The sequence below is a fragment of the Nocardia sp. bgisy118 genome (assembly GCF_057708605.1).
On the sequence record NZ_JBYISM010000009.1, the window covers coordinates 216309 to 239396 of the forward strand.

The window sequence follows — 23088 nt, forward strand, 5'->3', positions numbered from 1 at the left end:
ACCTCGACCGGAATCTCCACACCGTTCACAACGACACCGCCTCGTAGAGTTTGCCGATTTCATCGCGACCGAGCACACGCAGGGTGCCGGGCCGTTGATCGCCCAGCGCCACCGGGCCGATATGGGTGCGCACCAGCCGGGTCACCGGATGGCCGACCGCGTCGAGCAGGCGGCGCACGATGTGCTTGCGCCCCTCGTGCAACACCACTTTCACCAGCGAGCGTCCCTCGCCGAGCTCGAGCACCTGGAAGCGGTCCACCTTGGCGGGGCCGTCCTCCAGCTCGACGCCGTCGCGCAGCCGCTTGCCGATGATCTTGTTGTTGACCTCTCCCTGCACGGTGGCCAGGTAGGTCTTGGACACCTCGAACGACGGGTGCATCAGCCGGTGCGCGAGATCGCCGTCGTTGGTGAGCAGCAGCAGCCCCTCGGTGTCGGCGTCCAGCCGACCGACGTGGAACAGCCGCTGCCCGGCCGCGATGCGCTCGGCGACGATGTCACCGACGCAGGGCCTGCCCAGGTCGTCGGACATGGTGGACTGCCAGCCCTTGGGCTTGTTGAGCGCGACGTGCACCAGCTCGTCGCGGACCACGACGCGCGTTCCGTCGACGCGGACCACGGCCGTCTGCGGGTCGATGCGCAGACCCTGCTCGCGCACGATCGCACCGTCGACCTCGACTCGGCCCTGATCGATCATCTCCTCGGCCGCGCGCCGCGAGGCGACACCGGCCTTCGCGAGCACCTTCTGCAACCGCTCGCCCTCGCCCCACGGCAGCTTGGCCGGACCCTCGGTCTGCGCGGGCTCGACGTTCTGGCGGCGTGCCGGTTTGGCATTGCTCAGCAGCGGCTGCGCGGGGATCTGGCGCTGCGGCTTGGGGTTCTTCGACTTGCGCGCGGCCGGAGCCTTGGCCGGGCCCTGGCCCCACGAGGACCGCTGCGCCGGAGCGCCCTGGCCGGAGCCGCCGCGGCCGGAGCCGCGCTGGGCAGAACCGCCCTGGCTCGATCCGTGCTGGTCCGATCCACGCTGGCCGGAACCGCGCTGGCCCGCGCCGCGCTGGGCGGAACCGCCCTGGCCCGCACCCCCCGCGCCGCGCCGTGCGCCGCCCCTGTCGTCCGACCCCCACGGTGCGGCGCCGCGCGCTGTTCCGCCGCGCTGGGCTGCTCTGGCGCCGCGGGCGCCGACGGCGCGACCCGTGCCGCCTCTGGCGGGCTGGGCGCTGTTCTTCTTACGATCCGGTGTGCCATCTCGGCGAGCGGGCGTATTCATCTGTCCTGTCAATCCTCGGTGCCGAGATCCAAATCGGCCTCGGCGGGTTTCCTCAACCTGGTGTAACGGGGATCCGTTTCCAGGCTCTCGTTGATCTCGTCGATCAGGTCGACGCCCGGGAGCAAGGGCGCCAGCGGTGGCAGATCGGACAGCGAGGCAAGTCCGATCCGTTCCAGGAACAGTTCGGTCGTGCAGTACTGCGTGCCGTTCGTCTCCGGGTCGACCCCGGCCTCGGCGATCAGCCCGCGGGCGAGCAGTGTGCGCATCACACCGTCGACGTTCACGCCGCGGACCGCGCTCACCCTGGTCCTGGTCACCGGTTGGCGGTAGGCCACCACCGCCAATGTCTCCAACGCCGCCCTCGTCAATTTGGTCCTAGCGCCGTCGAGCAGTACGCGCTCCACATACGGTGCGTACTCGCTGCGAGTATAGAAGCGCCACCCGTCGCCGACGAAACGCAGATCGATGCCGCTGCCGCGCGCGGTCAGCTCGGCCGACATCGCGCGCAGCGCCGCCTCCACCCGTTCGGTGGTGTCGTCCAGGGCCGCGGCCAGCTGTTCTACCGGGGCGGGAGCGTCCACGACGAGCAGCATCGCCTCCAGCGCGGAGCGAAATTCGGCGTCGTCCAGCGGCTCGGGAGTGAAGCCCGCCACTGTGTCGCGGCGGCTGGGCGCCGTGGTGTTCTCCGCCACGTTCGCCGCGGCGGTTGCCACCGCGTCCTCGGCCGCGGTGTCGGTGGTCGCGTCCGTCACCCGTAGTCCTCCTCGATCGTCACGGTCGGCGCAGGCGTTCCGTCCTCGGGGTCGCCGATCCAGCTGATCGCGAGCGGGCCCAGCGGATCGGGCTGGTCGAACTCGATGGTCTTGCCCCGGTACAGCTCGAGCAGCGCGAGGAAGCGCGCCACGATCTGTACCGGCACCTCGCAGTCGGCGACCAGCTCGGCGAACGTCGTCCACCCGCCCGCACCGCGCGCCTTCAGCCGTTCCAGCACCAGCGCGGCCTGCTCGGCGACCGAGATGGCGTGCGCGTGCAGGTGGTCGAGCCCGACCTTCGGCGTCGGGCGCGGACGGAACGCCGCGGCGGCGATCTCGGCGAATCCGGCCGCGTCGACTCCCAGCGTAACCTCGGGCAGCAGACCGGCGAATCGCTCCTCGAGGCCGACCGAGCGCGGATAGCGCCGCAGCGCGACCGCTTCGAGTTCCCCGAGCAGCTCGGCGACCTGCTTGAACGCGCGGTACTGGAGCAGGCGGGCGAACAACAGGTCGCGCGCCTCGAGCAGCTCGAGATCCTCGGCGTCGGTGACCTCGCCCGAGGGCAGCAGCCGCGCGGCCTTCAGATCCAGCAAGGTCGCGGCGACGACCAGGAATTCGGTGGTCTGATCCAGGATCTTGTCCGCGCGCAGCCCGCTCTGTTCGTTGATGCTCGCGGTCATGGCCTTGGTGTAGGCGATGAACTCGTCGGTGACCTGATGCAGCGCGACCTCGGTGACGTCCAGCTTGCGCGAGCTGATCAGGGTGAGCAGCAGGTCGAACGGACCCTCGAAATTGCTGAGCTTGAGCCGGAATACGGATCCGCCCTGCTCGTTCGGCTCGGTATCGCCGGGCGCCACACCATCGCCCGGCGTCGTGGAGTTGCCCGGCGTCGTGGAATCGCCCGGTGTCACGGAGTTGCCCGGCGGCGGTACAACGTGCGGGCCGGTCTGCTCCTCGGTTGTCGTCTCTCGCGCGGGGTTCGGCGCCCCGATCACCGGCCGGTCCGGTGGATGACTTCCCGCGCCATCGACCGATACGCTTCGGCGCCACCGGATTTCGGCGCCCAGGTGGTGATGGGTTCACCGGCGACACTGGCGTCGGGGAAACGAACGGTGCGCGCGATGGCGGTGTCGTAGACCAGTTCGCCGAACACCTCGACGACGCGCGCCATCACCTGGCGCGAATGTAGTAGGCGGGCATCGAACATGGTGACCACGATGCCGTACAGGCTCAGCCGCGGGTTCAGCCGGTCGCGCACCTTCTCCACGGTGTCGTTGAGCAGCGCGAGCCCGCGCAGCGAGAAGTATTCGCACTCCATCGGAATGATGACGCCGTCGGAGCAGGCCAGCGCGTTGACGGTGAGCAGGCCGAGCGACGGCTGGCAGTCGATGAGGATGTAGTCGTAGCGGTCGCGCACGGGTTCCAGTGCGCGGCCGAGGGTCTGCTCCCTGCCGACCTCGTTGACCAGCTGGATCTCCGCGGCCGAGAGGTCGATGTTGCTCGGCAGCAGGTCCATGTTCTCGACCTTGGTCCGCATCAGCACGTCATCGATGGAGGTGCGGCTACCGACCAGCAGGTTGTGCACCGTGAGATCGAGATCGTGGTGAGCGACGCCGAGTCCAGCCGACAGCGCACCCTGCGGATCCAGATCGACCAGCAGCACGCGGCGTCCGTATTCGGCCAGTGCCGCGCCGAGATTGATGGTCGAGGTCGTCTTGCCGACCCCGCCCTTCTGGTTGCACATGGCCACGATGAGCGCCTCGCCGTGCCTGGCCACCGGCGGCGGGTCGGGCACCAGGCGTAGCGGGCGTCCCGTGGGTCCCAGTTCCGCCCCCTCGGGAACGGGCTCGGCCCCGTCGCCCCACAGCGTCTCCGCTGTGTTATCCGAGTAACCATCCGACCGGGGCCCCGTAAGCGGCTGCGCCCCAGCACCCATCGGCGGCTCCGCCGCTCCGGCTGTCGTCACGATCCGCTGCTCCTTAGAAGTTCCTGCCCGTTGCCTCGCCGAGCCTAGCGAGGCCGATCGGGCCCGACCTCGCTTTCGTACGGTCCAGCTCTCGGTAGACGCTACCGCTTGACCGCGCGAGACCCGCGCTCGGACACGCGACACCCGCATTGCTGTCGCGGTGCTTTCCCACCCCCGACTCGCCGCGGGTGTCACGAGCGAGCTGCCGGAAGCACTTCGATGTCGGACGATACCCGCTGTCCGGGTCGGCGACGAGCAATCGTTGCCGACGCGCGCGAGACTCAGCGGGCGCGCGGGTGGGCGGTCGCCCACACTTCGCGCAGGGTGTTCACGGTGACCAGCGTGTAGATCTGGGTGGTCGTCACCGAGGCGTGGCCGAGAAGTTCTTGCACGACACGAACATCGGCGCCGCCGTCGAGCAGGTGTGTCGCGAAGGAGTGCCGCAGCGTGTGCGGCGAGACGGCGGCGCCGATACCAGCGCGCTCGGCCGCGTCCTGCAAGACCTGCCAGGCACTCTGCCGCGACAGCCGCCCGCCGCGCGCGTTCAGGAACAGCGCGCCCGCCGCGTTCTTGCCCGCGGCGGCCAGGGCCGGTCGCCCGCGCACCAGGTAGGCGTCCACCGCGGCCAGCGCGGGCCGGCCGATCGGCACCATGCGTTGTTTGCCACCCTTGCCACGCAGCACGACGGCGCGGTCGTCGGCGTCGAGATCGTCGACGTCGAGGCCGACCATTTCGGAGATACGTGCGCCCGTGGAGTAGAGCAGTTCCAGCAGTGCGCGATCGCGGAGTCCGCGCGGGCCGCCGTCGACCGCGTCCTGTTCCTCGCCGGTGCCGCCGCCCGCTGCCTCCAGCAGGCGCAGCACTTTGTCGTAGGGCAGCGCTTTGGGCAGCCGCCTGCCCGGCGCGGGCGGCTTCACGGCATGCGCGACATCGGTTCTGGTGAGTCCCTCGGCCGCCGCGAAGCGGTGCAGTCCGCGCACCGCGATCAACGCACGCGCCACCGAGCTCGCGGCCAGCGGCGGATGCTGCTCGCCACCCGCGCGCAGCGCGACGGTGAACTCGGCGACGTCGGATTCGGCGACCCGGTCCAATTCGGCGACGCCGCGGCCGATCAGGAAATCACGGTAGCGATCCAGATCGCGGCGATAGGCGCCGAGGGTGTTGCGCGCGGCCCCACGCTCGACCGCGAGATGGTCGAGGTAGGAGTCGATCTCGCGCGCAAGCACCCTCGCATCCTGTCAGGTTTCCTGTGGCGTCGCGGCTTTACGCCGCAGCAGTGCGGTGGGTTGCCCAGGCCACGGCGCATCGGCGGGTCGTAGCGGCGTGTCGCCTGCCCGTGCCGCGACGACGGCCAGCACGCCCGCCACCGCGGTGGCGTTGGTGATCTCGCCGGCCAGCGCGGCGCGCACCGCCTCGGTGACCGGCATGCGGACCAGCTCCAGGTCGGCCTCTTCGAATTCCGGATCCGGCCGCTCGGTCTCGTAGAGCCCACTGGCCAGGTAGACCCGCAGCGCCTCGTCGGTGAAACCCGGTGAGAGCGCCACGTCGACGAGCACCGCCCATTCCCGCGCCGCCAGCCCGGTCTCCTCGGCGAGCTCCCGTTTGGCCGCGGCGAGCGGGTCCTCGCCGGGAATGTCGAGCAGGCCCGCGGGCAGCTCGAGCAGACGGGTGCCGAGCGGATGCCGGTACTGCCGGATCAGCACGACATTGTCGTCGTCATCGATCGCGGCCACCGCGACGGCGGCGTGGTGCTCGACGACCTCGCGTTCGACCACCTTGCCGCCCGGCATCGCGACCTGATCCTGGCGCAGCGCCAGGATCGCGCCGGTGTACAGCGTCTTGCTCGCGACGGTCTCGAATTCGTGACGGCCCGGCGCGTCTCCCCCTGCGTGACTCATTACGCTCCCTGGTCCGCGCTCGCCAGTTCTTCGCCGGGGATGTCCACCGGTAGCCGTTCGGCCAGCTTGTATTTCAGCGCCGCCGCGATGAGCGCCGCGAACAGCGGATGCGGGCGGGTCGGGCGGCTCTTGAGCTCGGGGTGCGCCTGAGTCGCGACGAAGAACGGGTGCACGTCGGCGGGCAGCTCGACGAATTCGACCAAGTGCCCGTCGGGCGAGACGCCGCTGAACCGCAGACCGCTGGCGGCGATCTTGTCGCGGTAGGCGTTGTTCACCTCGTAGCGGTGCCGGTGCCGCTCGGACACCTGCTCGGCGCCGTAGGCGTGCGCGACGACCGAGCCCTTCTGCAGCGTGGCCGGGTACGCGCCGAGGCGCATGGTGCCGCCGAGATCGGCCTCGCCCGCCACGGCCTGTTCCTGGTCGGCCATGGTGGAGATCACCGGGTGCGGGGTGTCGGGTTCGAACTCGGCCGAGTTGGCCTCGGCCAGGCCGACCGAGCGGGCCGCCTCGATCACCACGCACTGCAGCCCGAGGCACAGGCCGAGCAGCGGGATCTTCCTGTTCTTGGCGAAGCGGATGGCGCCGACCTTGCCCTCGATGCCGCGGATGCCGAAGCCGCCGGGGATCAGCACCGCGTCCACGTCGCGCAGCGCGGCCGCAGCGCCGGATTCGGTCTCGCACTCGTCGGAGGGCACCCAGCGAATCTTCACCTTGGCGCGCGAGGCGAACCCGCCGGCGCGCAGCGCCTCGGTGACCGACAGGTACGCGTCGGGCAGGTCGACGTACTTGCCGACCAGCGCGACCTCGACCTCCTCGCGCGGCTGGTGCACGCGGTCGAGCAGATCGCCCCACACGGTCCAGTCCACGTCACGGAACGGCAGGCCGAGCCTGCGCACCACGTAGGCGTCCAGGCCCTCGCGGTGCAGCACCTTCGGGATGTCGTAGATGGAGGGCGCGTCGGGAGTGGAGATGCAGGCGTCCACATCGACGTCGCACATGAGCGCGATCTTGCTCTTGAGCGCCTGCGGCACCTCGCGGTCGCAGCGCAGGATCAGCGCGTCGGGCTGGATACCGATATTGCGCAGCGCGGCCACCGAGTGCTGGGTCGGCTTGGTCTTCAGCTCACCCGAGGGCGCCAGGTACGGCACCAGCGAGACGTGCAGGAAGAAGACGTTGTCGCGGCCGACGTCGTGGCGGATCTGCCGGGCGGCCTCCAGGAACGGCTGCGACTCGATGTCGCCGACGGTGCCGCCGATCTCGGTGATCACCACGTCGGGGGTCTGACCCTGCAGATCGGGGCCGCTCATCGCGAGGATGCGGCTCTTGATCTCGTCGGTGATGTGCGGGATCACCTGCACCGTGTCGCCGAGGTACTCGCCGCGGCGCTCCTTGGCGATCACCGACGAATAGATTTGCCCCGTGGTCACATTCGCGTCCCTGGACAGGTCCCGGTCGAGGAACCGCTCGTAGTGACCGACGTCGAGATCGGTCTCGGCGCCGTCCTCCGTCACGAACACCTCTCCGTGCTGGAACGGATTCATGGTGCCCGGATCGACGTTGAGATAAGGGTCGAGTTTCTGCATGGTGACGCGCAGACCGCGCGCCGTCAGCAGCTGACCGAGGCTGGAAGCGGTAAGGCCTTTACCCAATGAGGAGGCGACACCACCGCTGACGAAGATGTGTTTGGTAGCGGTTCGCGCCTGAATCCGTGTTTGACCCACGGGTCTTCACGGTAACACGTCGGCACCCGGTAAAACGAACGCCACGCACGTTTGCTGATCGATCGCCGGGAGCCGGTCAGAGCGCCGGGCCGCGGACTGTGAGCCGTATCGCTCGGCAGCGGCCGCAGGTGCGAGCGGATCGCCGCGCCGAGCGGGCAGCCTCCACGCTCAGCCCGGCAGCGCGGCCATGGTGAGCGAGGTCGCCTTGTCGCCGGTGCCGTATCGGCCCGCGCCGCCGTTGAGCTGTTCGGTGAGGCCGAGCACGGCGGTGACCCTGCCGATCTCCCGATCGACGTTGTCGACGGTGGTAACCGTGGTGGCCAGGGCCGCGTCGGAGCGGACGGACGCGATCGGTCCCGCGCCTTCGGCCGCGCCGGAACGGCCCGCGAGCACGATGCCCGCGCCGCGGCCGCGCAGTCCGCCCGCGAATCGGGCCAGGTTCGAACCCTGGCCGTGCTCAGCGGCTTTCGCGCCCTCGCCGGTCACCACCACCGCGAGCTGAGCGGGTTGCACCGGGGTGTCGCCGTAGGCCAGGAAGCCACCGCCGCGCAGGGTCTCCAGCACCAGGCCGAGCTCCTGCGGGGTGCTGCGGGGTTGCGCGTTGGCCGGATCGAGCAGCAGCACCGTGCCGAGCAGGTCGCCCGCCATGCTGCCCTGGTCGACCCCGCCGGTGCGCAACTGCGCGCCCGCGGGGATGACGTTGGTGATCGCGGTGCGCAACCGGTCGCCTTCGGTCGCGTCGGTGAAGGCGTCGGTGAGCGCGATCCGGCCCACCACCGGCGCACCCGCCGTCGCCAGACCCCTCGACACCGCTTCCACGTCGGCCGCGTCCGCGTCCGGCGTGGTGAAGACCACCACCGAACGACCGTCGAGGGCGCCGCCGAGGATGCGGTTCGCCGAGCCCGCGATGAACCGGTCGGCGGCGTCGAACTCGCCGATGGAGCGGCGGTGCTGTTCGCCGAGTGCGTCGACCTGCTCACGCAGGTCGGACTTGTCCGCCCGCAGCGCGGAGAGCAGGTCGGCTGCCAGGGTCTGCGAGCCGAGCACCACGCCGAGCGCGAGCGCCAGGAAGACGGCCACCAGGGAGACGGCGTGCTGGCGTAGCGGAATCATGATCTCCCCCGGCTACTTCGCACGGGCTTCGAGTAGGTCTTTGAACCAGACCGCGAACCGGTTCCAGGTGTCCGCGGCCCAGTCGAGCATCTCGGTGCCGGAGTGCGAGGCCAACAGCACCACGATGACCGCGATCAGCGCGGCGAGCACCACCAGCGCGATCGCCACTCCCGACACCCGGTTGCGGTACAGGGTGGCGACGGCCTTGGCGTCCATCAGCTTGGTGCCGAGCTTGAGCCGGGTGAGGAAGGTGGCCGGGTTGCTGTCGCGGCGGCCGCGGTCGAAGAAGTCGTCGAGCGAGGCGGCTGCGCCCGCGGTCACGATCAGCGCGGCGCCGTGGTGGTGGGCGAGCAGCAGCGCGAGATCGGAAGGCGAGCCGGAGGACGGGAAGGTGGTCGCGCCGATGCCCAGGTCCTGGATCCGTTCCAGGCCCTTGGCGTGGCCGTCGGTGTCGGCGGGCAGGATGACCTCGGCGCCGCACTTCATGGTCGCGGAGGTGATCTCCTCCGGATCGCCGACGATGAGGTCGGGCCGGTAGCCCTGCTTGCGCAGAGTGTCCGCACCGCGGCCGACGCCGACCATGATCGGCGCGTACTCCTTGATGAACGGCTTGAGCCGCTTGAGATCGTCGACGTGGTCGGGACCGTCGGCCACCACGACCACGTGTCTGCGCTTCATGTCGAGTTCCAGCTCGGGAACGCCGATGCCGTCGATGAGCAGCGCGCTCTCGGTGCGGACGAACTCGATGGTGTTCCCCGCGAAGGCCTCGAGGTGGTCGGCCAGGCCGTTACGCGCCTCGATCATCCGCTCCGCGACCGCGGTCTCGGTGAGCTCGATGCCCTCGACCAGGACCTCCGGCTCCTTCTTGGTCAGCTTGTCCGCGTAGACGACGCCCTCGACGATGCGGACCTTGCTGCCGTCCTTGATCTTGGTGAAGGCGTCGGAACTGACGGTGTCCAGCAGCACGATGCCGTTGGCCACCAACACCTCCGGACCCAGATTCGGATAGCGCCCCGAGATCGAGGGCGAGGTGTTGATCACGGCAACCACACCCGCCTCGACCAGCCGATCGGCGGTGATCCGGTCCAGGTCCATCTCGTCGAGCACGACGACATCACCGGGACCGACCCGCCGCAGCAGGCGCCGGGTGTTGCGATCCACCCGGGCCATCCCGGTGAGACCGGGCAGCGTTTCGGTGTTCTTCGACAACAACGCCAGCATCCTCATGGCCCGATGATGGGCGCAAACCCTCGACCAATGGTGGAGGCGCGCCGAACCACCAGTCACATTCGTCACAGTGATACAAGCCAGTCCCAGTACCGAACCGACCGGACGGTCGCCTTGCTGTGGACGCTCCCCGCGCCGCCGTCTCGGACAGTGCCGCCGCTCGAGGCATGATTTTCCGGTGAGTGTCGAGAAGAAGTCCTCGGGCGTCTGGCAGATCTCGCCGGATCCCCCGGCGCGCAGGCGCAGGCGCAACGCGCCGCGGCTGCCGCCCGCCGAGCGCCGCGAACAGCTTCTCGACGCCACGCTGCGGGTCGTGGCCCGCGGTGGACTGGCGCAGCTGACCATGCAGGAGGTGGCCAAGCAAGCCGGTGTGGCCAAACCCGTGCTGTACGCGATGTATCCGACGGCACCGGAACTGATCGGCGCGCTGCTGCACCGCGAACACGCGCGCGGCATGGCACAGGTCCGCGCGGCGATGCCGGACACCGTGCGCGGCACCGATCCGGACGGGCAGTACATCGCGGCGGTCATGGCGTTCCTCGCGGCGGTGGCGGCCGACCGCAAGCGGTGTCGACTCATCCTCATGCCCGCCGAAGGCGCGCCGGGCGACTACCGCGAACTGCTCACCGCCGCCCGCGAGCAGGTTCTCGCGCGCTGCGTCGACCTGCTGGAAACCGGCATCCAGGTGCGCGGCGGACCGCGGGGCGCGGACGTGGAACTCATCGGCCACGTGATGCTCGGATTCATCGAGACGATGGGCAGGCTGGTGCTCTCCGACCCGGAACGGTTCCCGCCCGAGCGCCTCCGCGCCACGGTGCGCGCCCTCGGGCGCACCCTGCCCCGGGAGAAATAGCCGCACGCGGTAACGGCGAGCGGTGCCGCACCGGATAAGTCAGTGTGCGGAGAACAGCGCTGCTCCTCGGATTCGTCATCGGCATCCTGCTCACCGCGGGCTGCGACGCCGCGACGAACGCCGATCCCTCCGATGAGCGCGTCAGCGCGAATGTCGTCGAGTTCGATCCGAACGGCGTGTACGGCTCCCCCTTCGCGGTGATCATCGACAGCCCGGATGCCGCGCGCGCCTTCGCCGAGTGGTTCACCGCACGCGTCCACTCGAATCCGCCTGAGGTCGTGCGCGATCCGGGTCGCCTCACCGGCTTCGAGCGCAGCGCCTACCTCGCGGTCGTCACGCTCACCGGCTGCCGCGCCCCCGTCTCCACCGAATTGCACCGTCAGGGAGCCGATTTCCGCCCGGCCATGCTCGGCGGCGTCGATCACCCCGAGTGCTACCGCCCCTATACTCCCTTCGCCGTGTACGAAATCCCGCGCGAGGTAAGCGCCGAGATCACCACCGTCAACGGCGAATCCCTCACCCCGCTCGCCTGACAGCCTCTCGAAAACATTCGTTGGCAACAGATCTCGCGACGCCGGGAATCGGCGGCGGTGTGGCCGGTGCAAGCATCGCGCTCCAGGCGGGGACCTGTGGTCTCTCGGGCGCGCTGGTGGAGGCCCGCGACGCGCTGTTCGACAGCACAGTAGCCGTTCGGCTCTTTCAACTCGACTGCCTCGGCTGACCGACCTTGCCGAATCGGCTGGTGATCAGAGGTTTTCGTGCTGAGCGTCCGTGACATGAGGATGAGCTTCCACGACATTGGCCTCGGGTCCGCGCGCTCGTAGCGTCACGGATATGACCTTGCTTCTCGGCGCGATCCTGCCCACCTCCTCCCCCGATCCCGCACTCCCCCTCCTCGGTGACGTCCGCGCGGCCGCCCGGCTCGCCGAACAGGCGGGGCTCGAATCCGTATGGTCCACCGACCATTTGGTGGGCAGCTCACCGATCCTGGACAGCACGGTGACGCTCGCCACCGCCGCCGCGGTGACCGATCGCCTCCGCATCGGCTACAGCGTGCTGCTGCTCGCCCTGCGCCCGGCTGCCTGGGCCGCCAAGCAGATCGGCACGTTGCAGTACGTGTCGCAGAACCGCCTGATGCTCGGCGTCGGCACCGGCAATCCGACCCACGGCGACATCGGCTGGCGAGCGGCGGGAGCCTCGTTCGCCGAACGCGGCGCGCGCACCGACGAGGCGCTGCGGGTGCTCCCCGACCTCGTCGCGGGCAAACCGGTGACGCTCGCCGACGGCGGGGAAGTCACCCTCGCCCCCGGCGCGGCGATGCCGCCGGTCTTGGTGGCGGGCGACGGCCCGAGGGCACGGCGCCGCGCCGCCGAATTCGCCGAAGGCTGGATCACGATCGGCGCGAGCCCCGCCGACGTGGCCGCCTCGGCACGCGAATTGACCACGCTCGCCGAGACATTCGGCCGCAACGCGCCGGCGATCACCGTGGTCGCCCCTCCGCTGGCCGCCACGCCGCGCGAGGCGGCCGACCAGCTGGCCGAATACGCCACGTCCGGCGCCGAACGGGTGATCCTGGCGCCGTCGCCCGCGGACTGGGAGGCGAGCTACGAGTTCGCCGCCGAACTCCAGCGTGCGCTGTGAACATCCGAACCTCGGAAATCCGCCCCCGGCACCGGATACCGTGGTCGTTGGCAATGCGGCGCCCATCGGGTGCGCCGCCCTCCGCGACGCACACGGTGGTGACCCATGACCGGCACGGTTCGTCCCGATTCCGCCGAGTTCGTCCGCGGCCTGCCCAAAGCCGAGCTGCACCTGCACCTCGAGGGCACCCTCGAACCGGAGCTGAAGTTCCGGCTGGCCGAACGCAACGGCATCCGGCTGCCGGAGCGCACCGTCGACGAGGTCCGCCGGACCTACCGCTTCCACGACCTGACCTCGTTCCTCGAGGTCTACTACCCGGCGATGCAGGTGCTCCAGCAGCCGCGCGACTTTCACGATCTGGCCTTCGAATACCTGACAAGGGCGCATGCCGACGGCATCAGGCACGTCGAGATGTTCTTCGATCCGCAAGCGCACACCGGACGCGGTGTCCCGTTCCAGTCGGTCATCGGCGGATACCGCTCCGCGATCGTGCAGGCCCGCCGCGAGCTCGGCATCTCGGCCGAGCTGATCCTGTGCTTCCTGCGCGACCACTCGGCGGAATACGCGATGGCCACGCTGATGGAGGCGCTGCCCTACCGCGACTGGATCATCGGCGTCGGACTCGATTCCGACGAACGCGGCAACCCACCCCGCAAGTTCGCCGCGGTGTTCGAACGAGCGCGCCGCGAAGGCTTCCTGCTCACCATGCACTGCGACATCGACCAGCCCGATTCCCAAGAACACATCCGCCAGGCGCTCGAGGAGATCGGCGTCGACCGGCTCGATCACGGCACCAATATCGTGGAGGACGAGCGGCTGGTGGAATTGGTGCGCGCCAAGAGCATCGGGCTCACCTGCTGTCCGGTCTCCAATTCCTTCGTCACCGCCCAGATGAAGTCCGACGAGATCGTCGGGCTGCTCGACCGCGGCCTGCTCGTCACGCTCAACAGCGACGATCCCGCCTACTTCGGCGCCTACGCCGCGGACAACTACCTGGCATTGCGCGAACAAGCCGGCCTGGACGTCGACCAGCTGGTACGCCTGGCCCGCAACTCGTTCCGCGCGTCCTGGCTGACCCCGGCGCGCCTGGACGGCTACCTGCGCGAGATCGACGCCTACGTCGCCAACGGCTGAGGCCGTCGAGACGGCGAGCGTGTCACCGCCGACGACACCCGAGCGCCTCCGCTACATTGAGGCGACTTCTCAGCGCCGGAGCACATTCGCGGCGTCGCCGAGAGTGGTGGTTGTCGGGCGGTCGGCGACGGCACGGCAGGCGGCGGCGCGCACCCGGGCAGAGAGGATCGACCGATGGCCACCGAACACCGTTCTTTCTTGGCGCGGGTGTCACCAACGCAGTGGGTCGCACTGGTTCTGACCGTGCTCGCCGTGCTGTTCGTCTTCGACAACCGCGCCAAGGTGACGATCGAATTCCTGCTGATCAGCGTGGAGTCACCGATGTGGCTGATCCTGCTCGTCATGTTCGTCGTCGGCTGGATCACCGGGGTGCTGATGACGCGCAAGCGCCGCCGCTGACCGCCGCGATCACGTGCTCGGTCCCAGCGCGATCTGCACCGCGCCGTCGGACTTCTGCTGGAACCAGTACGTCAGTCCTCGTCGTCGAGCGAGGTCACGCCCGTGACCAGGCTGATCGCGAATGTCTGGTTGTTCAAGCATCCCGCGGTCACCGTGCTGCCCGCGGCGAAGCCGCCGCGGCTCTCCCCGGCGCGCGCCATGTCGTAGCGGCCACCCGCCTCCTCGGCCGAGCCGACCAGCACGCAGGTCCACTGCTCCCCGGTCGGGTTGCTGCCGACCGCGATACTGCCTTCCTCGGTGGTGTCGGCGGTGAGCGTCGGCGCCGCGGCGGCGAGTCCGCCGCCGAGCACGACCGCCGACGCGGCGGCCGCGGTGATGATTGCCAAACGAACACTCGTTCGGAACATCGTCGTCCTCCTGTTTCGACTGTCGATGTTCCCGCATTTGCCCGTCAGCACGCCCCGAAACCGGGTCCGGCGAATCCGCCACGACCGTGTGACCGCGCCGACACGGCGCACCGCGACGTGACGTGGTACCTATACACTGCCGTCACAGACAGCTCGAAGAGGAGACACGCATGGCCACCAGCACCGTCGACGTCGTCATCGCCGCCCCGCGCGATGTCGTGTACAAGTTCTTCACCGAGCGGGATGGCATCAACGCCCACCTACCGTTCGTGCAGTTCACCCTGAAGAAGCCGGGTTCCCCGACCCCAGAGGGTGTCGGAGCGCAGTACGTGGTCGGCCGAGGCGGCATCGGCATCGTCGAGGAGACCACCAAGCTGGTGCCCGGTGAGCGGATGGAATACAAGATCGTCAAGGGCGCGCCGGTGAAGCGGCACGTCGGCATCGTGACCTTCAGCGACGCCGAGAGCGGCGGCACGCGGGTGTCCTACACGATGGAGTCGGAGCCGAGCCTGCCGGTGCCCGCCAAGGCGGTCGAAGCCGGCCTGCGGGTGCTGATCAACCAGTTCATCAAGGGCACGCAGAAGGCGTTCAGCTGAGCTGACATGGAAAGGCCCTCGCCCCCGATGGCGTAATGCTCGGGGGCGAGGGCCTTTTCGTTTGTTCAGGGAGGTCAGACGGTCGCGCGTTCGGCGCGGGCGGTCTCGAGCAGTTCCTCGGCGTGCGCGCGACCGGTCTCGGTGTCGTCCAGACCGGCGAGCATGCGGGCCAGCTCGATGACGCGCTCGTCCTTGGTGAGCGCGCGGACGCCGCTGTTGACCTTGCCCTTGCCGTCGTCGGACTTGTTCACCACCAGATGCGTGTCGGCGAACGCCGCGACCTGGGGCAGGTGGGTCACCACGATGACCTGATGGGTGCGCGCCAGCCGGGCCAGCCTGCGGCCGATCTCCACCGCGGCGCGGCCGCCGACACCGGCGTCGACCTCGTCGAACACCATCGTCGCGCCGTGATCGGAACTGGCGAGCACCACCTCGAGCGCGAGCATCACGCGGGAGAGTTCGCCGCCCGAGGCGCTCTTGCTCAGCGGCAGCGACTGCGCGCCCGAATGCGCGGAGAGACGGAACTCGACCTCGTCCACGCCGGACGCGCCCGCGTGCAAGTCGACGCCATCGACGTTCAGCGGCGCGGAATCCTGCGCGCCCGCGGGCACCGGACGCACCTCGACCTCCAACCGGGCCTTCCCCATCGCCAGCCCGCCGAGCTCGGCGCTGACCGCCGCGGCCAGCTTGCCCGCCGACTTGGTGCGCGCGGCGGTGAGCTTGCGGGCCGCCGTGCGCACTCGCTCGGCGGCGATGTCCACCTCTGCCGCCAGCTTGGTGAGCGCCTCCTCGGACACATCGAGCGAATCCAGCCTGGTGCGCGCCTCGTCGGCCCAGGCGAGCACTCCGTCGATGTCGGGGGCGTACTTGCGGGTCAGGCTCTTGAGCTCGGCCTGCCTGGTCAGCAGCGAGTCCAGCGCACCGGGATCGGAGGGCAGGTCGGAGAGGTAGCCGCTGAGCTCGGTGGTCAGATCGACGACCACCGCGATGGCCTCGCCCAGCCGGGGCGCGAGCGCGGACAGAGCCGGATCGTCGGCGGACTCCAGCCGCGAACGCGCCGCGCCGAGCAATTCCAGTGCGCCGGAACCGTCCTCGGGCGCGTCGGCCGGACCGGCGAGCGCGTCGTGCGCGGTCGCGGCGGCCTCGCGCAGCGAATCCAGATCGCTGAGCCTGCGCACCTCGTCGACGATCCGCGCGTCCTCGCCGGGTTCCGGTGCGATGGCGTCGATCTCGGTGAGCGAGTACTTCAGCCGGTCGGCCTCCAACGCCAATTCCCTGCTGCGAGCGGTGCGTTCCAGCAGCTCGGTGCGGGCGTCGAGCCAGGAACGACGATGCACCTGATACTTGCGCAACAGCGAACCGACCGTCTCGGCGGCGAACTGGTCCAGCGCGTTCAGTTGCTGTTCCGGACGCTGCAAACGCAGCTGGTCGTTCTGGCCGTGCACGGTCAGCAGCGGCGCGGTGAAATCGGCCAGCACCGAGGCGGGCACGCCGCGGCCACCGAGATGCGCGCGGGAGCGTCCATCGCTGTTCACCGTGCGGATCGCGATGACACTGCCGTCGTCGTCGGCCTCGGCCGCCGCCGACTCCAGCACCTGACCGACCTCGGTGCGGGCGGCCTCGTTCACGTCGTCGACGGTGAAGCGGCCCTCCACCACCGCGCGCGCCGCGCCGAGCCGCACCCGGCCCGCGTCGGCGCGCGCACCGCTCAGCAGGTGCAGGCTGGTCACCACCATGGTCTTGCCCGCGCCGGTCTCACCCGTCAGGACGGTGAGACCCTCGTGAAACTGCGCGGTGGCCGTGGATATGACGCCGAGGCTGTCAATCCTGATCTCTGTCAGCACGTGTGCTCTCCGTTCGCCGTCGGCCTCGCCAGCCGGTCACAGGCAACTGGAACTTGCGCACCATCCGGTCCGCGAACGGCGCGGAGTCCAACCGCACCCAGCGCACCGGTTCGGCGCCGCGGACCGCCTCCACCCGGCCGCCCTTGGGCAACGCCATGGTGCGCCTGCCGTCCAGGAAAACTATCGCATCGTGGCCCGTGGCAACGGATTCCACCGCGATCCTGGACTCCGGGCTGGTCACCAGGGGTCGCGCGAACAGGGCGTGCGCGTTGCTCGGGATCACCAGCAGCGCCTCCAGCTCCGGCCACACCACCGGCCCGCCTGCCGAGAACGCGTAGGCCGTGGAGCCGGTCGGCGTGGCGATCAGGATGCCGTCGCAGCCGAACGACGAGACGGGTCGCCCGTCGACCTCGAGCACGACCTCCAACACGCCCATGCGCGAGGCGTTCTCGATGCTGGCCTCGTTCAACGCCCAGCCGGTGTCCACCACCTCGTCGTCCACCCGGACCGACAGGTCGATCGTCATCCGATGCTCGATGCGGTAGTCGCCGCGCACCACCTGGCCGAGCGCCTCGTCCAAGTGCTCGGCCTCGGCCTCGGTGAGAAAGCCGATGCGGCCCAGATTGATTCCCAGCACCGGCACCGACGCCGGACGCGCCAGTTCGGCGGCACGCAGGAACGTACCGTCACCGCCGAGCACCAGCACCATCTCGCACCCGACCGCGGCCTCCGGCCCGTGCTCGACCACTTGCACCGGATATCCGCCGGGCGCCGCGCAGGCCATCGTGTCCTGGCCTGCCTCGACATCGAACCGGGTGCTGTCGGCCTCGTCATCGAGAACCCGCAGCCCGATTCCCGCCTCGGTGAAGATCTTCGCCACCCGGTGGGCGGTCTCGATGATCTCCGCCCGGCCCGGATGCGAGACAAGCAGGATCTCCCGGCCGCCGGATTCCGGCGTCACCGCGTTCACTGTGGACCCTCCTCAACCGCGCGCTCGACGAGCGCGGCGACCTCTTGCGCGTCGTATTCGAACTGCCCGTCCTTGCGCAGCCACAGAAAGTATTCGACATTGCCCGACGGACCGGGAAGCGGGCTGGCCACCGCACCGAGGGTGCGCAGCCCGTGTTCGGCGGCCACCGCGGCGACCGTGCGCACCGCCTCCGCGCGCAACGCGGGATCGCGCACGACACCACCCGAGCCGACCCGCTCCTTGCCCACCTCGAACTGCGGTTTCACCATGGGCAGCAGATCGGCGCCGTCGGCGGCGCAGGCGGCCAGTGCGGGCAGCACCAGGCCGAGGGAGATGAACGACAGGTCACCGACGACGAGTTCGACCGTGCCGTCGATGAGTTCGGGCGTCAGGTTGCGGACGTTGGTGCGGTCGTGGACGCGCACACGGTCGTCGTTCTGCAACCGCCAGATCAGCTGGCCGTACCCGACGTCGACCGCCACCACTTCCCGCGCGCCACGGCTGAGCAGCACGTCGGTGAACCCGCCGGTCGACGCGCCCGCGTCCAGGCAGCGCTTGCCCGCGACACGCACGCCCTCCGGCTCGAATCGCTCCAGCGCGCCGAGGAGTTTGTGCGCACCGCGCGAGGCCCACTGCACCTCGTCGGGTTCCTCCCGCACCAGCAGCGGGGTGCCCGTTTCCACCGCGGTCGCCGGTTTGGTGGCGACCGATCCAGCAATCAGGACCCGACCCGCGCCGATCAGCTCGACCGCGTGCTCCCGCGATCGCGCCAACCCGCGGCGAACGAGTTCGGCGTCCACTCGCGCGCGCCTGGCCACCTCAGATCTTGTCCACCGTAGCCAGGGCCTGGACCAGCACGTCGTGTGCCTGCTCCAGGATGCGCGCGCGCCGGGTGATGTCGGCGCCGGATTCCGCGCTGTCCGCGGCCGCCACGAAGGCGGCGCCCCGGACGTCGAGCTCGGCCAGCAGGCTGTCGATCTCGGTGCGAATCCGGTCCGGGTCGGCGGGCTCCGGGCGACCCTGCGCGCCCGGCAGATGCCTGCCGGGCAGCGGGACGCCGGGGCGGGGCGCGTTCGGTCCGGGACCGGGCACACCGGGTCCCTGCGGGCGGGGCGTCGGAGTAGTCATCGTGATGCCAACGCTATCCGATTTCCGAATCGGACGCGCGCACCGTCACCGCCCGGCCGGGGTTCCTCCGCAGCCGCTCGGACAGGTCGTCCGTCGACTCGTCCTCGACCGGAGGGTGGTTCAGCGCGTCCAGGGAATCCGCGACGTAGGTGGGGATGCGCGTCTCGGGCGCGGTACGGAGCTCGTCCAGAGTGCTCACGCCGGTCAGCACCAGCAGCGAATCAAGGCCGACGTGCTGGGCGCCCTCGATGTCGGTGTCCAGCCGGTCGCCGACGACGAGCGCGCTGCGGGTGCCCGCGCGGACCAGAGCGTCCTCGAGCAGCGGCGCGTACGGCTTGCCCGCGACGATCGGCTCGCGGTCCGACGCGGCGCGCAGTGCGGCGACCATCGCGCCGTTGCCCGGCGCGAGACCGCGCTCGTTCGGCAGCGTCTTGTCCGTGTTGGCCGCCACCCACAGCGCGTCGGCGCGCAGCGCGTACGCCGCCTCGGCCAGATCGGGCCAGGCCGTCTGCGGCGAATGCCCTTGCACCACGGCGGCGGGCACGGTCCCGTCGAACCGGCGGACGGCGCGCAGGCCGACCGCGTCGACTTCCGCGACGAGATCGTCGGTGCCGACCACGAGCACCTCGGCGCCGGGCCGCAGGCGTTCGGCCAGCAGCCGCGCGGCCGCCTGGGCGCTGGTCACCACGTCCTCGGTGGTCGCGGGGAAGCCCAGCTCCGCCAGATGCTCGGCGACCACCTCCGGCCCGCGGCTGGCGTTGTTGGTGACGTACACGAGCCGCTGCTCCGACTCGCCCGCGCCCGCCAACGCCTCCGGCGCACCCTCGATCACCGCGGGACCGCGGTACAGCGTGCCGTCCAGGTCCAGCAACAGGGCTTCATAGCGATCTCGTAGCCGCTTCACACCACTCTCACTTCGTGTCACCACTCGGCGCGTGCCGAATTCCATGCGCGCCCAAGGTCGGTCGGCCCCGACGCCGCCGCCGTGGCCGAGTCGCCACGCACGGCCGCCGATCCGAGCCGCCTCGACAACACGCCGAGGATTCGACCCTACGTCAGTCAGCCGACAGATACGGCATCGCGTTGCCTGCCCCACAGCTGCGAACAACCACCGGACCACTCGACCGAGAACACGTCTCGAGGGACCAAACCCGTTCCGCGACGGCGCATCACATCCGGGCGGACCGCTGATCGACGCGTTATCCGGGACTGGGGCGTCAACCTGGAGATCCCTGCCCGTTCACGCGGAAAAGCCGGACGATCATTCACGACGGACGTCTCCAAGTGTGGTGCGCCGATCGCGGCAACCGCCCGGCCGTCCCTGCTGGATGGGCGCTGACAGTGGTGGCCGTGCGGCGATCACCGGTCGGCGGGCGACCCAACAGTCAGCACGGCATGCCGAGACCGCAGACAGATCGCGGTAACCGCCCAGCCTCCTGCCGCACGGTCACTCGCCAGCCGCCCCAGGCGGTAATCACCGTCGGCGGGCGCTCCGTGACAGGCAGCGTGCTCAGCCGGTCCACGGATCGCAGTAACCACCTGCCCCACCGCCAGACAGTCGCTGGCCAACGGTCGCCGCGGGGCGATCACTGTCGGTGGTCGATCTGCGACAGACAGCACGCGTGGGCGGATCGCGGTAGCCGCCCGGCCCACCGCCAGATCGTCGCTTGCCAGCGGTTACCGTGCGGCGATCACCGGTCGGCGGGCAGCCAATAACCGGCAGCGCCGCGTAGCCGGACCGCAGATCACGGTCACTGCCCGGACCGCTGCCCGATGGACGCTCACCAGCCGTCACCGGGCGGCACCCAACCGTCGGCGGCCGACCCTCGAACAGTCAGCGCCGCATGGCTGGACCGTAGATCGCGATAGCTCCCCGATGCCGGTCAATCGCTGGTAGCGGTCGCTGATCGGCGCTTACTGTCAACGGGCGCCCCGCGACACAGTGCGGATCTCGGCAGCTATCCGGCTCGTCCCGGACTGTCGCTCGCCCGTATCGATCGCCGGTCGCTGTGCACCTCTCACCGGTTGGCGGTTGGCGGTTGGCGGTTGGCGGTTGGCGCGGACCTACAGGTCGGCGTCGCCGGTCAGCTCTTCCGCGCGTTCTTCGGCGTCGGTCTCGCCGTCGAGGTCGGCGGAGGCCGCGTTGAGGAACCAAGTCAGGCCCTCGTCGGTGCGGCCTGCGGCCACCAGGGCGTCGGCGTAGGCGTAGAACAGGCGGGCGGCGGCGGAGCCGGTGCGCTCTGGGTCGAGGTCGGAGGTTTGCAGGGTCACCACGGCCTGGTCGTACTGGCCGAGGTCCATGCGGGCGCCGGCCACGACGATGCGCAGCTCGGTGGCCTCGTCGCCGCTGAGCGCGCGGGCTTCCTCGCTGCGGCCGAGTTCGATGGCGCGCTCGGGACGACCGAGACCGCGTTCGCAGTCGGCCATCACCGCGAGCAGACCGGAACCGCCGGACATGCGTCGTGCGGTGCGCAGCTCGGACAGCGCTTCCGCCCACTCTCCCGCGTGGTAGGCCACGACGCCCGCGGTCTCGCGCACCACGGCGATCCGGCCCGCGCGCTGTCTGGCCGCGCGCGCGTGCGCGAGGGCGAGGCGCGGATCGTCCTCGACGAGGCGGACGGCCATCACCAGGTGCCGTGCCACCGTCTCGGCATTGCCCTTGTCCAGGCTCAGCAGATCGCGGCGGATCGCAGTGTCCAGGTCGGACGCCTGCACGTCGTCCGGCAGATCCGGTTCCTCGGGACGCGGGGGACGCCGATCCAGCGAACGACCACCGGTTCGTGCGCCCTCGCCGCCGCGACGACGGTCCTGCGTTCCGCGGTCGTAGTCACCCGATTCGCCGCGACGCTTGAAGCCGCCGCGATCGCCGCTCTCGCCACGATCGAAGCCGCGCTCCTCAGCGTCGCGCCGTCCGCCGGAACCTTCGCCACGCCGACCGAAATCGGGGCGGTCGCCGGAACCACGACGCTGGAAACCACCGCGCTCACCCGACTCGCGACGCTCGAAACCGCCACGGTCTTCGGAGTCACCGCGACCCGAGAATCCGCGCCGCTCACCGAAATCGCCGCCGCGATCGCCGCGCGGCTTGAAACCTTTGTCCTCGGAGTCGCGTCGGGGCTTGAAGCCACCGCGTTCCCCGGAATCCCCGCGGCGCTCGAAACCTCCGCGATCTCCTGAATCACCGCGGCCGAATCCGCCACGATCGCCGGAACCGCCCCGATGGAATCCGCCACGCTCACCGGAACCGCCACGGCTGAAACCACCGCGTTCGCCCGAACCGCCACGGTCGTAGCCGCCACGTTCGCCCGAGCCGCCGCGCGGCTTGAAGCCACCGCGTTCCCCGGAGTCACCGCGACGCTCGTAACCACCGCGCTCACCCGAACCGCCACGCCGGTCGAATCCGCCACGCTCACCCGAGCCGCCGCGCGGCTTGAAGCCACCGCGTTCCCCGGAGTCACCGCGACGCTCGTAACCACCGCGTTCCCCGGAATCACCGCGACGCTCGTAACCACCGCGCTCACCCGAACCGCCACGCCGGTCGAATCCGCCACGCTCACCCGAGCCGCCGCGCGGTTTGAAACCGCCGCGATCCCCGGAGTCGCCGCGACGCTCGTGACCACCGCGTTCGCCCGAGTCGCCCCGGCGCTGGAAGCCGCCGCGCTCCTCGGAGGAGCCGCGCGAACCATAGCCGCCGCGCTCGCCGGAGCCCTCGCCGCGTTGGTAACCACCACGACGTTCGCCGCCGCGGCCGAAACCGCCGCGACCTTCAGAGTCCTGACGTCGGCCCGCGCCGCCGCGGCCGCCGAAATCGTCGCGGCGCTGGAAGCCGCCGCGGCCACCGGATTCACCGCGTTCGCCCGATCCGCTCCTGCGGTCGAAGCCGCCGCGCCCGGCATTGCCCTCGCGGTCGCCGCGTGAGGAGCCACCCGTGCCGCGGGACGGCCGGTCAGAACCGGCGTCGCGCTGACCGGAGTCGGAAGCGCTACGTCGGAATGGCTTCCGACCGTCGTTGTGTTCGGACACGGTGATCCCTTTCTAGGTTCCGCTGAAGTTGTTCAGGGCCCCAACAAATTGAATCACGTGCCGTCGGTGGGGCTCGGACGCGACGGCGTCACGGGCGCGAAAGCGCCCAAACGACGATAGGGGACCCAGAATTGGGTCCCCTATCGTGAAAG

The 23088-nt window shown here is 70.2% G+C and carries 23 protein-coding genes and 1 pseudogene; 8 read left to right on the forward strand and 16 right to left on the reverse strand.

Annotated features, from left to right (window positions below; translation table 11 throughout):
* Positions 1 to 25 precede the first annotated feature (25 nt).
* The 9 genes from AC3EO7_RS14350 to steA form a co-directional block, all read right to left on the reverse strand.
* On the reverse strand, positions 26 to 1264 hold the full coding sequence (locus AC3EO7_RS14350; RefSeq protein ID WP_431969990.1) for a pseudouridine synthase: 1239 nt from the start codon (positions 1262 to 1264) through the stop codon (positions 26 to 28).
* An 8-nt stretch (positions 1265 to 1272) separates the two neighbouring features.
* Positions 1273 to 1956 carry an SMC-Scp complex subunit ScpB gene (scpB, locus tag AC3EO7_RS14355; protein WP_431970020.1) on the reverse strand — a complete coding sequence of 228 codons (684 nt, stop codon included), beginning with the start codon at positions 1954 to 1956 and terminating at the stop codon, positions 1273 to 1275.
* Positions 1957 to 2012: 56 nt separating this feature from the next.
* Entirely contained in the window at positions 2013 to 2927 is a 915-nt protein-coding gene (locus AC3EO7_RS14360; RefSeq protein ID WP_435591444.1) for a segregation and condensation protein A, read from the reverse strand.
* Between the two features lie 80 nt (positions 2928 to 3007).
* On the reverse strand, positions 3008 to 3982 hold the full coding sequence (locus AC3EO7_RS14365; RefSeq protein ID WP_435591428.1) for a ParA family protein: 975 nt from the start codon (positions 3980 to 3982) through the stop codon (positions 3008 to 3010).
* A gap of 281 nt (positions 3983 to 4263) precedes the next feature.
* Entirely contained in the window at positions 4264 to 5208 is a 945-nt protein-coding gene (gene xerD / locus AC3EO7_RS14370; RefSeq protein WP_431969992.1) for a site-specific tyrosine recombinase XerD, read from the reverse strand.
* 12 nt (positions 5209 to 5220) lie between these two features.
* A complete protein-coding gene (locus AC3EO7_RS14375) occupies positions 5221 to 5880 on the reverse strand; it encodes an NUDIX domain-containing protein (protein WP_431969993.1) in 660 nt (219 codons plus the stop codon).
* Positions 5880 to 7601: a CTP synthase gene (pyrG, locus tag AC3EO7_RS14380; RefSeq protein ID WP_435591429.1), complete on the reverse strand. Its 1722-nt coding sequence runs from the start codon at positions 7599 to 7601 to the stop codon at positions 5880 to 5882. The genes AC3EO7_RS14375 and pyrG overlap by 1 nt, the downstream gene beginning before the upstream one ends.
* Before the next feature lie 168 nt (positions 7602 to 7769).
* Entirely contained in the window at positions 7770 to 8714 is a 945-nt protein-coding gene (locus AC3EO7_RS14385) for a copper transporter (protein WP_435591430.1), read from the reverse strand.
* Positions 8715 to 8726: 12 nt separating this feature from the next.
* Positions 8727 to 9941: a putative cytokinetic ring protein SteA gene (steA, locus tag AC3EO7_RS14390; RefSeq protein WP_435591431.1), complete on the reverse strand. Its 1215-nt coding sequence runs from the start codon at positions 9939 to 9941 to the stop codon at positions 8727 to 8729.
* A gap of 178 nt (positions 9942 to 10119) precedes the next feature.
* Here steA and AC3EO7_RS14395 point away from each other — a divergent pair, with 178 nt between their 5' ends.
* The 6 genes from AC3EO7_RS14395 (at position 10120) to AC3EO7_RS14420 (ending at position 13968) form a co-directional block, all read left to right on the forward strand.
* Positions 10120 to 10794 carry a TetR/AcrR family transcriptional regulator gene (locus AC3EO7_RS14395; protein WP_435591432.1) on the forward strand — a complete coding sequence of 225 codons (675 nt, stop codon included), beginning with the start codon at positions 10120 to 10122 and terminating at the stop codon, positions 10792 to 10794.
* 44 nt (positions 10795 to 10838) lie between these two features.
* Positions 10839 to 11327, forward strand: coding sequence for a hypothetical protein (locus AC3EO7_RS14400; RefSeq protein ID WP_435591433.1), 489 nt, complete (start codon positions 10839 to 10841; stop codon positions 11325 to 11327).
* Positions 11328 to 11347: 20 nt separating this feature from the next.
* Positions 11348 to 11515, forward strand: coding sequence for a hypothetical protein (locus AC3EO7_RS14405; protein ID WP_431969999.1), 168 nt, complete (start codon positions 11348 to 11350; stop codon positions 11513 to 11515).
* 113 nt (positions 11516 to 11628) lie between these two features.
* The gene (locus AC3EO7_RS14410) at positions 11629 to 12435 is read left to right on the forward strand and encodes an LLM class flavin-dependent oxidoreductase (RefSeq protein WP_435591434.1); all 807 of its coding nucleotides are present in this window, start codon (positions 11629 to 11631) and stop codon (positions 12433 to 12435) included.
* A 105-nt stretch (positions 12436 to 12540) separates the two neighbouring features.
* Complete coding sequence (gene add / locus AC3EO7_RS14415) at positions 12541 to 13569, forward strand: adenosine deaminase (protein ID WP_435591435.1); 1029 nt, start codon at positions 12541 to 12543, stop codon at positions 13567 to 13569.
* A gap of 174 nt (positions 13570 to 13743) precedes the next feature.
* The gene (locus tag AC3EO7_RS14420) at positions 13744 to 13968 is read left to right on the forward strand and encodes a lipopolysaccharide assembly protein LapA domain-containing protein (protein ID WP_431970002.1); all 225 of its coding nucleotides are present in this window, start codon (positions 13744 to 13746) and stop codon (positions 13966 to 13968) included.
* A gap of 71 nt (positions 13969 to 14039) precedes the next feature.
* On the opposite strand, the gene AC3EO7_RS14425 is transcribed toward AC3EO7_RS14420, so the two are convergent.
* The gene (locus tag AC3EO7_RS14425; protein WP_431970003.1) at positions 14040 to 14354 is read right to left on the reverse strand and encodes a hypothetical protein; all 315 of its coding nucleotides are present in this window, start codon (positions 14352 to 14354) and stop codon (positions 14040 to 14042) included.
* A gap of 191 nt (positions 14355 to 14545) precedes the next feature.
* Here AC3EO7_RS14425 and AC3EO7_RS14430 point away from each other — a divergent pair, with 191 nt between their 5' ends.
* On the forward strand, positions 14546 to 14971 hold the full coding sequence (locus AC3EO7_RS14430; RefSeq protein ID WP_431970004.1) for an SRPBCC family protein: 426 nt from the start codon (positions 14546 to 14548) through the stop codon (positions 14969 to 14971).
* Positions 14972 to 15045: 74 nt separating this feature from the next.
* Here AC3EO7_RS14430 and recN read toward each other — a convergent pair whose 3' ends face one another.
* The 6 genes and pseudogenes from recN to AC3EO7_RS14460 form a co-directional block, all read right to left on the reverse strand.
* Positions 15046 to 16815 carry a DNA repair protein RecN gene (gene recN / locus AC3EO7_RS14435; protein ID WP_431970005.1) on the reverse strand — a complete coding sequence of 590 codons (1770 nt, stop codon included), beginning with the start codon at positions 16813 to 16815 and terminating at the stop codon, positions 15046 to 15048.
* Complete coding sequence (locus AC3EO7_RS14440; protein WP_431970006.1) at positions 16793 to 17785, reverse strand: NAD kinase; 993 nt, start codon at positions 17783 to 17785, stop codon at positions 16793 to 16795. The genes recN and AC3EO7_RS14440 overlap by 23 nt, the downstream gene beginning before the upstream one ends.
* Positions 17782 to 18603 carry a TlyA family RNA methyltransferase gene (locus AC3EO7_RS14445; RefSeq protein ID WP_435591436.1) on the reverse strand — a complete coding sequence of 274 codons (822 nt, stop codon included), beginning with the start codon at positions 18601 to 18603 and terminating at the stop codon, positions 17782 to 17784. Before AC3EO7_RS14445 ends, AC3EO7_RS14440 begins: the two co-directional genes overlap by 4 nt.
* A gap of 1 nt (position 18604) precedes the next feature.
* Positions 18605 to 18913, reverse strand: a complete 309-nt coding sequence (locus AC3EO7_RS14450; RefSeq protein ID WP_431970008.1) for a hypothetical protein — start codon at positions 18911 to 18913, stop codon at positions 18605 to 18607.
* A 13-nt stretch (positions 18914 to 18926) separates the two neighbouring features.
* Positions 18927 to 19817, reverse strand: coding sequence for an HAD-IIA family hydrolase (locus AC3EO7_RS14455; protein WP_431970009.1), 891 nt, complete (start codon positions 19815 to 19817; stop codon positions 18927 to 18929).
* A gap of 1160 nt (positions 19818 to 20977) precedes the next feature.
* Positions 20978 to 21964, reverse strand: a pseudogene (locus tag AC3EO7_RS14460) (tetratricopeptide repeat protein); the annotation flags it as partial.
* Between the two features lie 168 nt (positions 21965 to 22132).
* Between AC3EO7_RS14460 and AC3EO7_RS14465 the strand changes: the two are divergent.
* Positions 22133 to 22831, forward strand: a complete 699-nt coding sequence (locus AC3EO7_RS14465) for a hypothetical protein (RefSeq protein ID WP_435591445.1) — start codon at positions 22133 to 22135, stop codon at positions 22829 to 22831.
* The last annotated feature ends 257 nt before the right edge of the window (positions 22832 to 23088 follow it).

What these genes read in the sequence shown, in the direction of transcription:
- AC3EO7_RS14450 (WP_431970008.1), bottom strand. Translation starts at nt 18,913, where the DNA reads ATGACTACTCCGACGCCCCGCCCGCAGGGACCCGGTGTGCCCGGTCCC.
- AC3EO7_RS14430 (WP_431970004.1), top strand. Translation starts at nt 14,546, where the DNA reads ATGGCCACCAGCACCGTCGACGTCGTCATCGCCGCCCCGCGCGATGTC.
- AC3EO7_RS14420 (WP_431970002.1), top strand. Translation starts at nt 13,744, where the DNA reads ATGGCCACCGAACACCGTTCTTTCTTGGCGCGGGTGTCACCAACGCAG.
- AC3EO7_RS14410 (WP_435591434.1), top strand. Translation starts at nt 11,629, where the DNA reads ATGACCTTGCTTCTCGGCGCGATCCTGCCCACCTCCTCCCCCGATCCC.
- AC3EO7_RS14465 (WP_435591445.1), top strand. Translation starts at nt 22,133, where the DNA reads ATGGAATCCGCCACGCTCACCGGAACCGCCACGGCTGAAACCACCGCG.
- AC3EO7_RS14350 (WP_431969990.1), bottom strand. Translation starts at nt 1,264, where the DNA reads ATGAATACGCCCGCTCGCCGAGATGGCACACCGGATCGTAAGAAGAAC.
- AC3EO7_RS14375 (WP_431969993.1), bottom strand. Translation starts at nt 5,880, where the DNA reads ATGAGTCACGCAGGGGGAGACGCGCCGGGCCGTCACGAATTCGAGACC.
- add (WP_435591435.1), top strand. Translation starts at nt 12,541, where the DNA reads ATGACCGGCACGGTTCGTCCCGATTCCGCCGAGTTCGTCCGCGGCCTG.
- AC3EO7_RS14385 (WP_435591430.1), bottom strand. Translation starts at nt 8,714, where the DNA reads ATGATTCCGCTACGCCAGCACGCCGTCTCCCTGGTGGCCGTCTTCCTG.
- steA (WP_435591431.1), bottom strand. Translation starts at nt 9,941, where the DNA reads ATGAGGATGCTGGCGTTGTTGTCGAAGAACACCGAAACGCTGCCCGGT.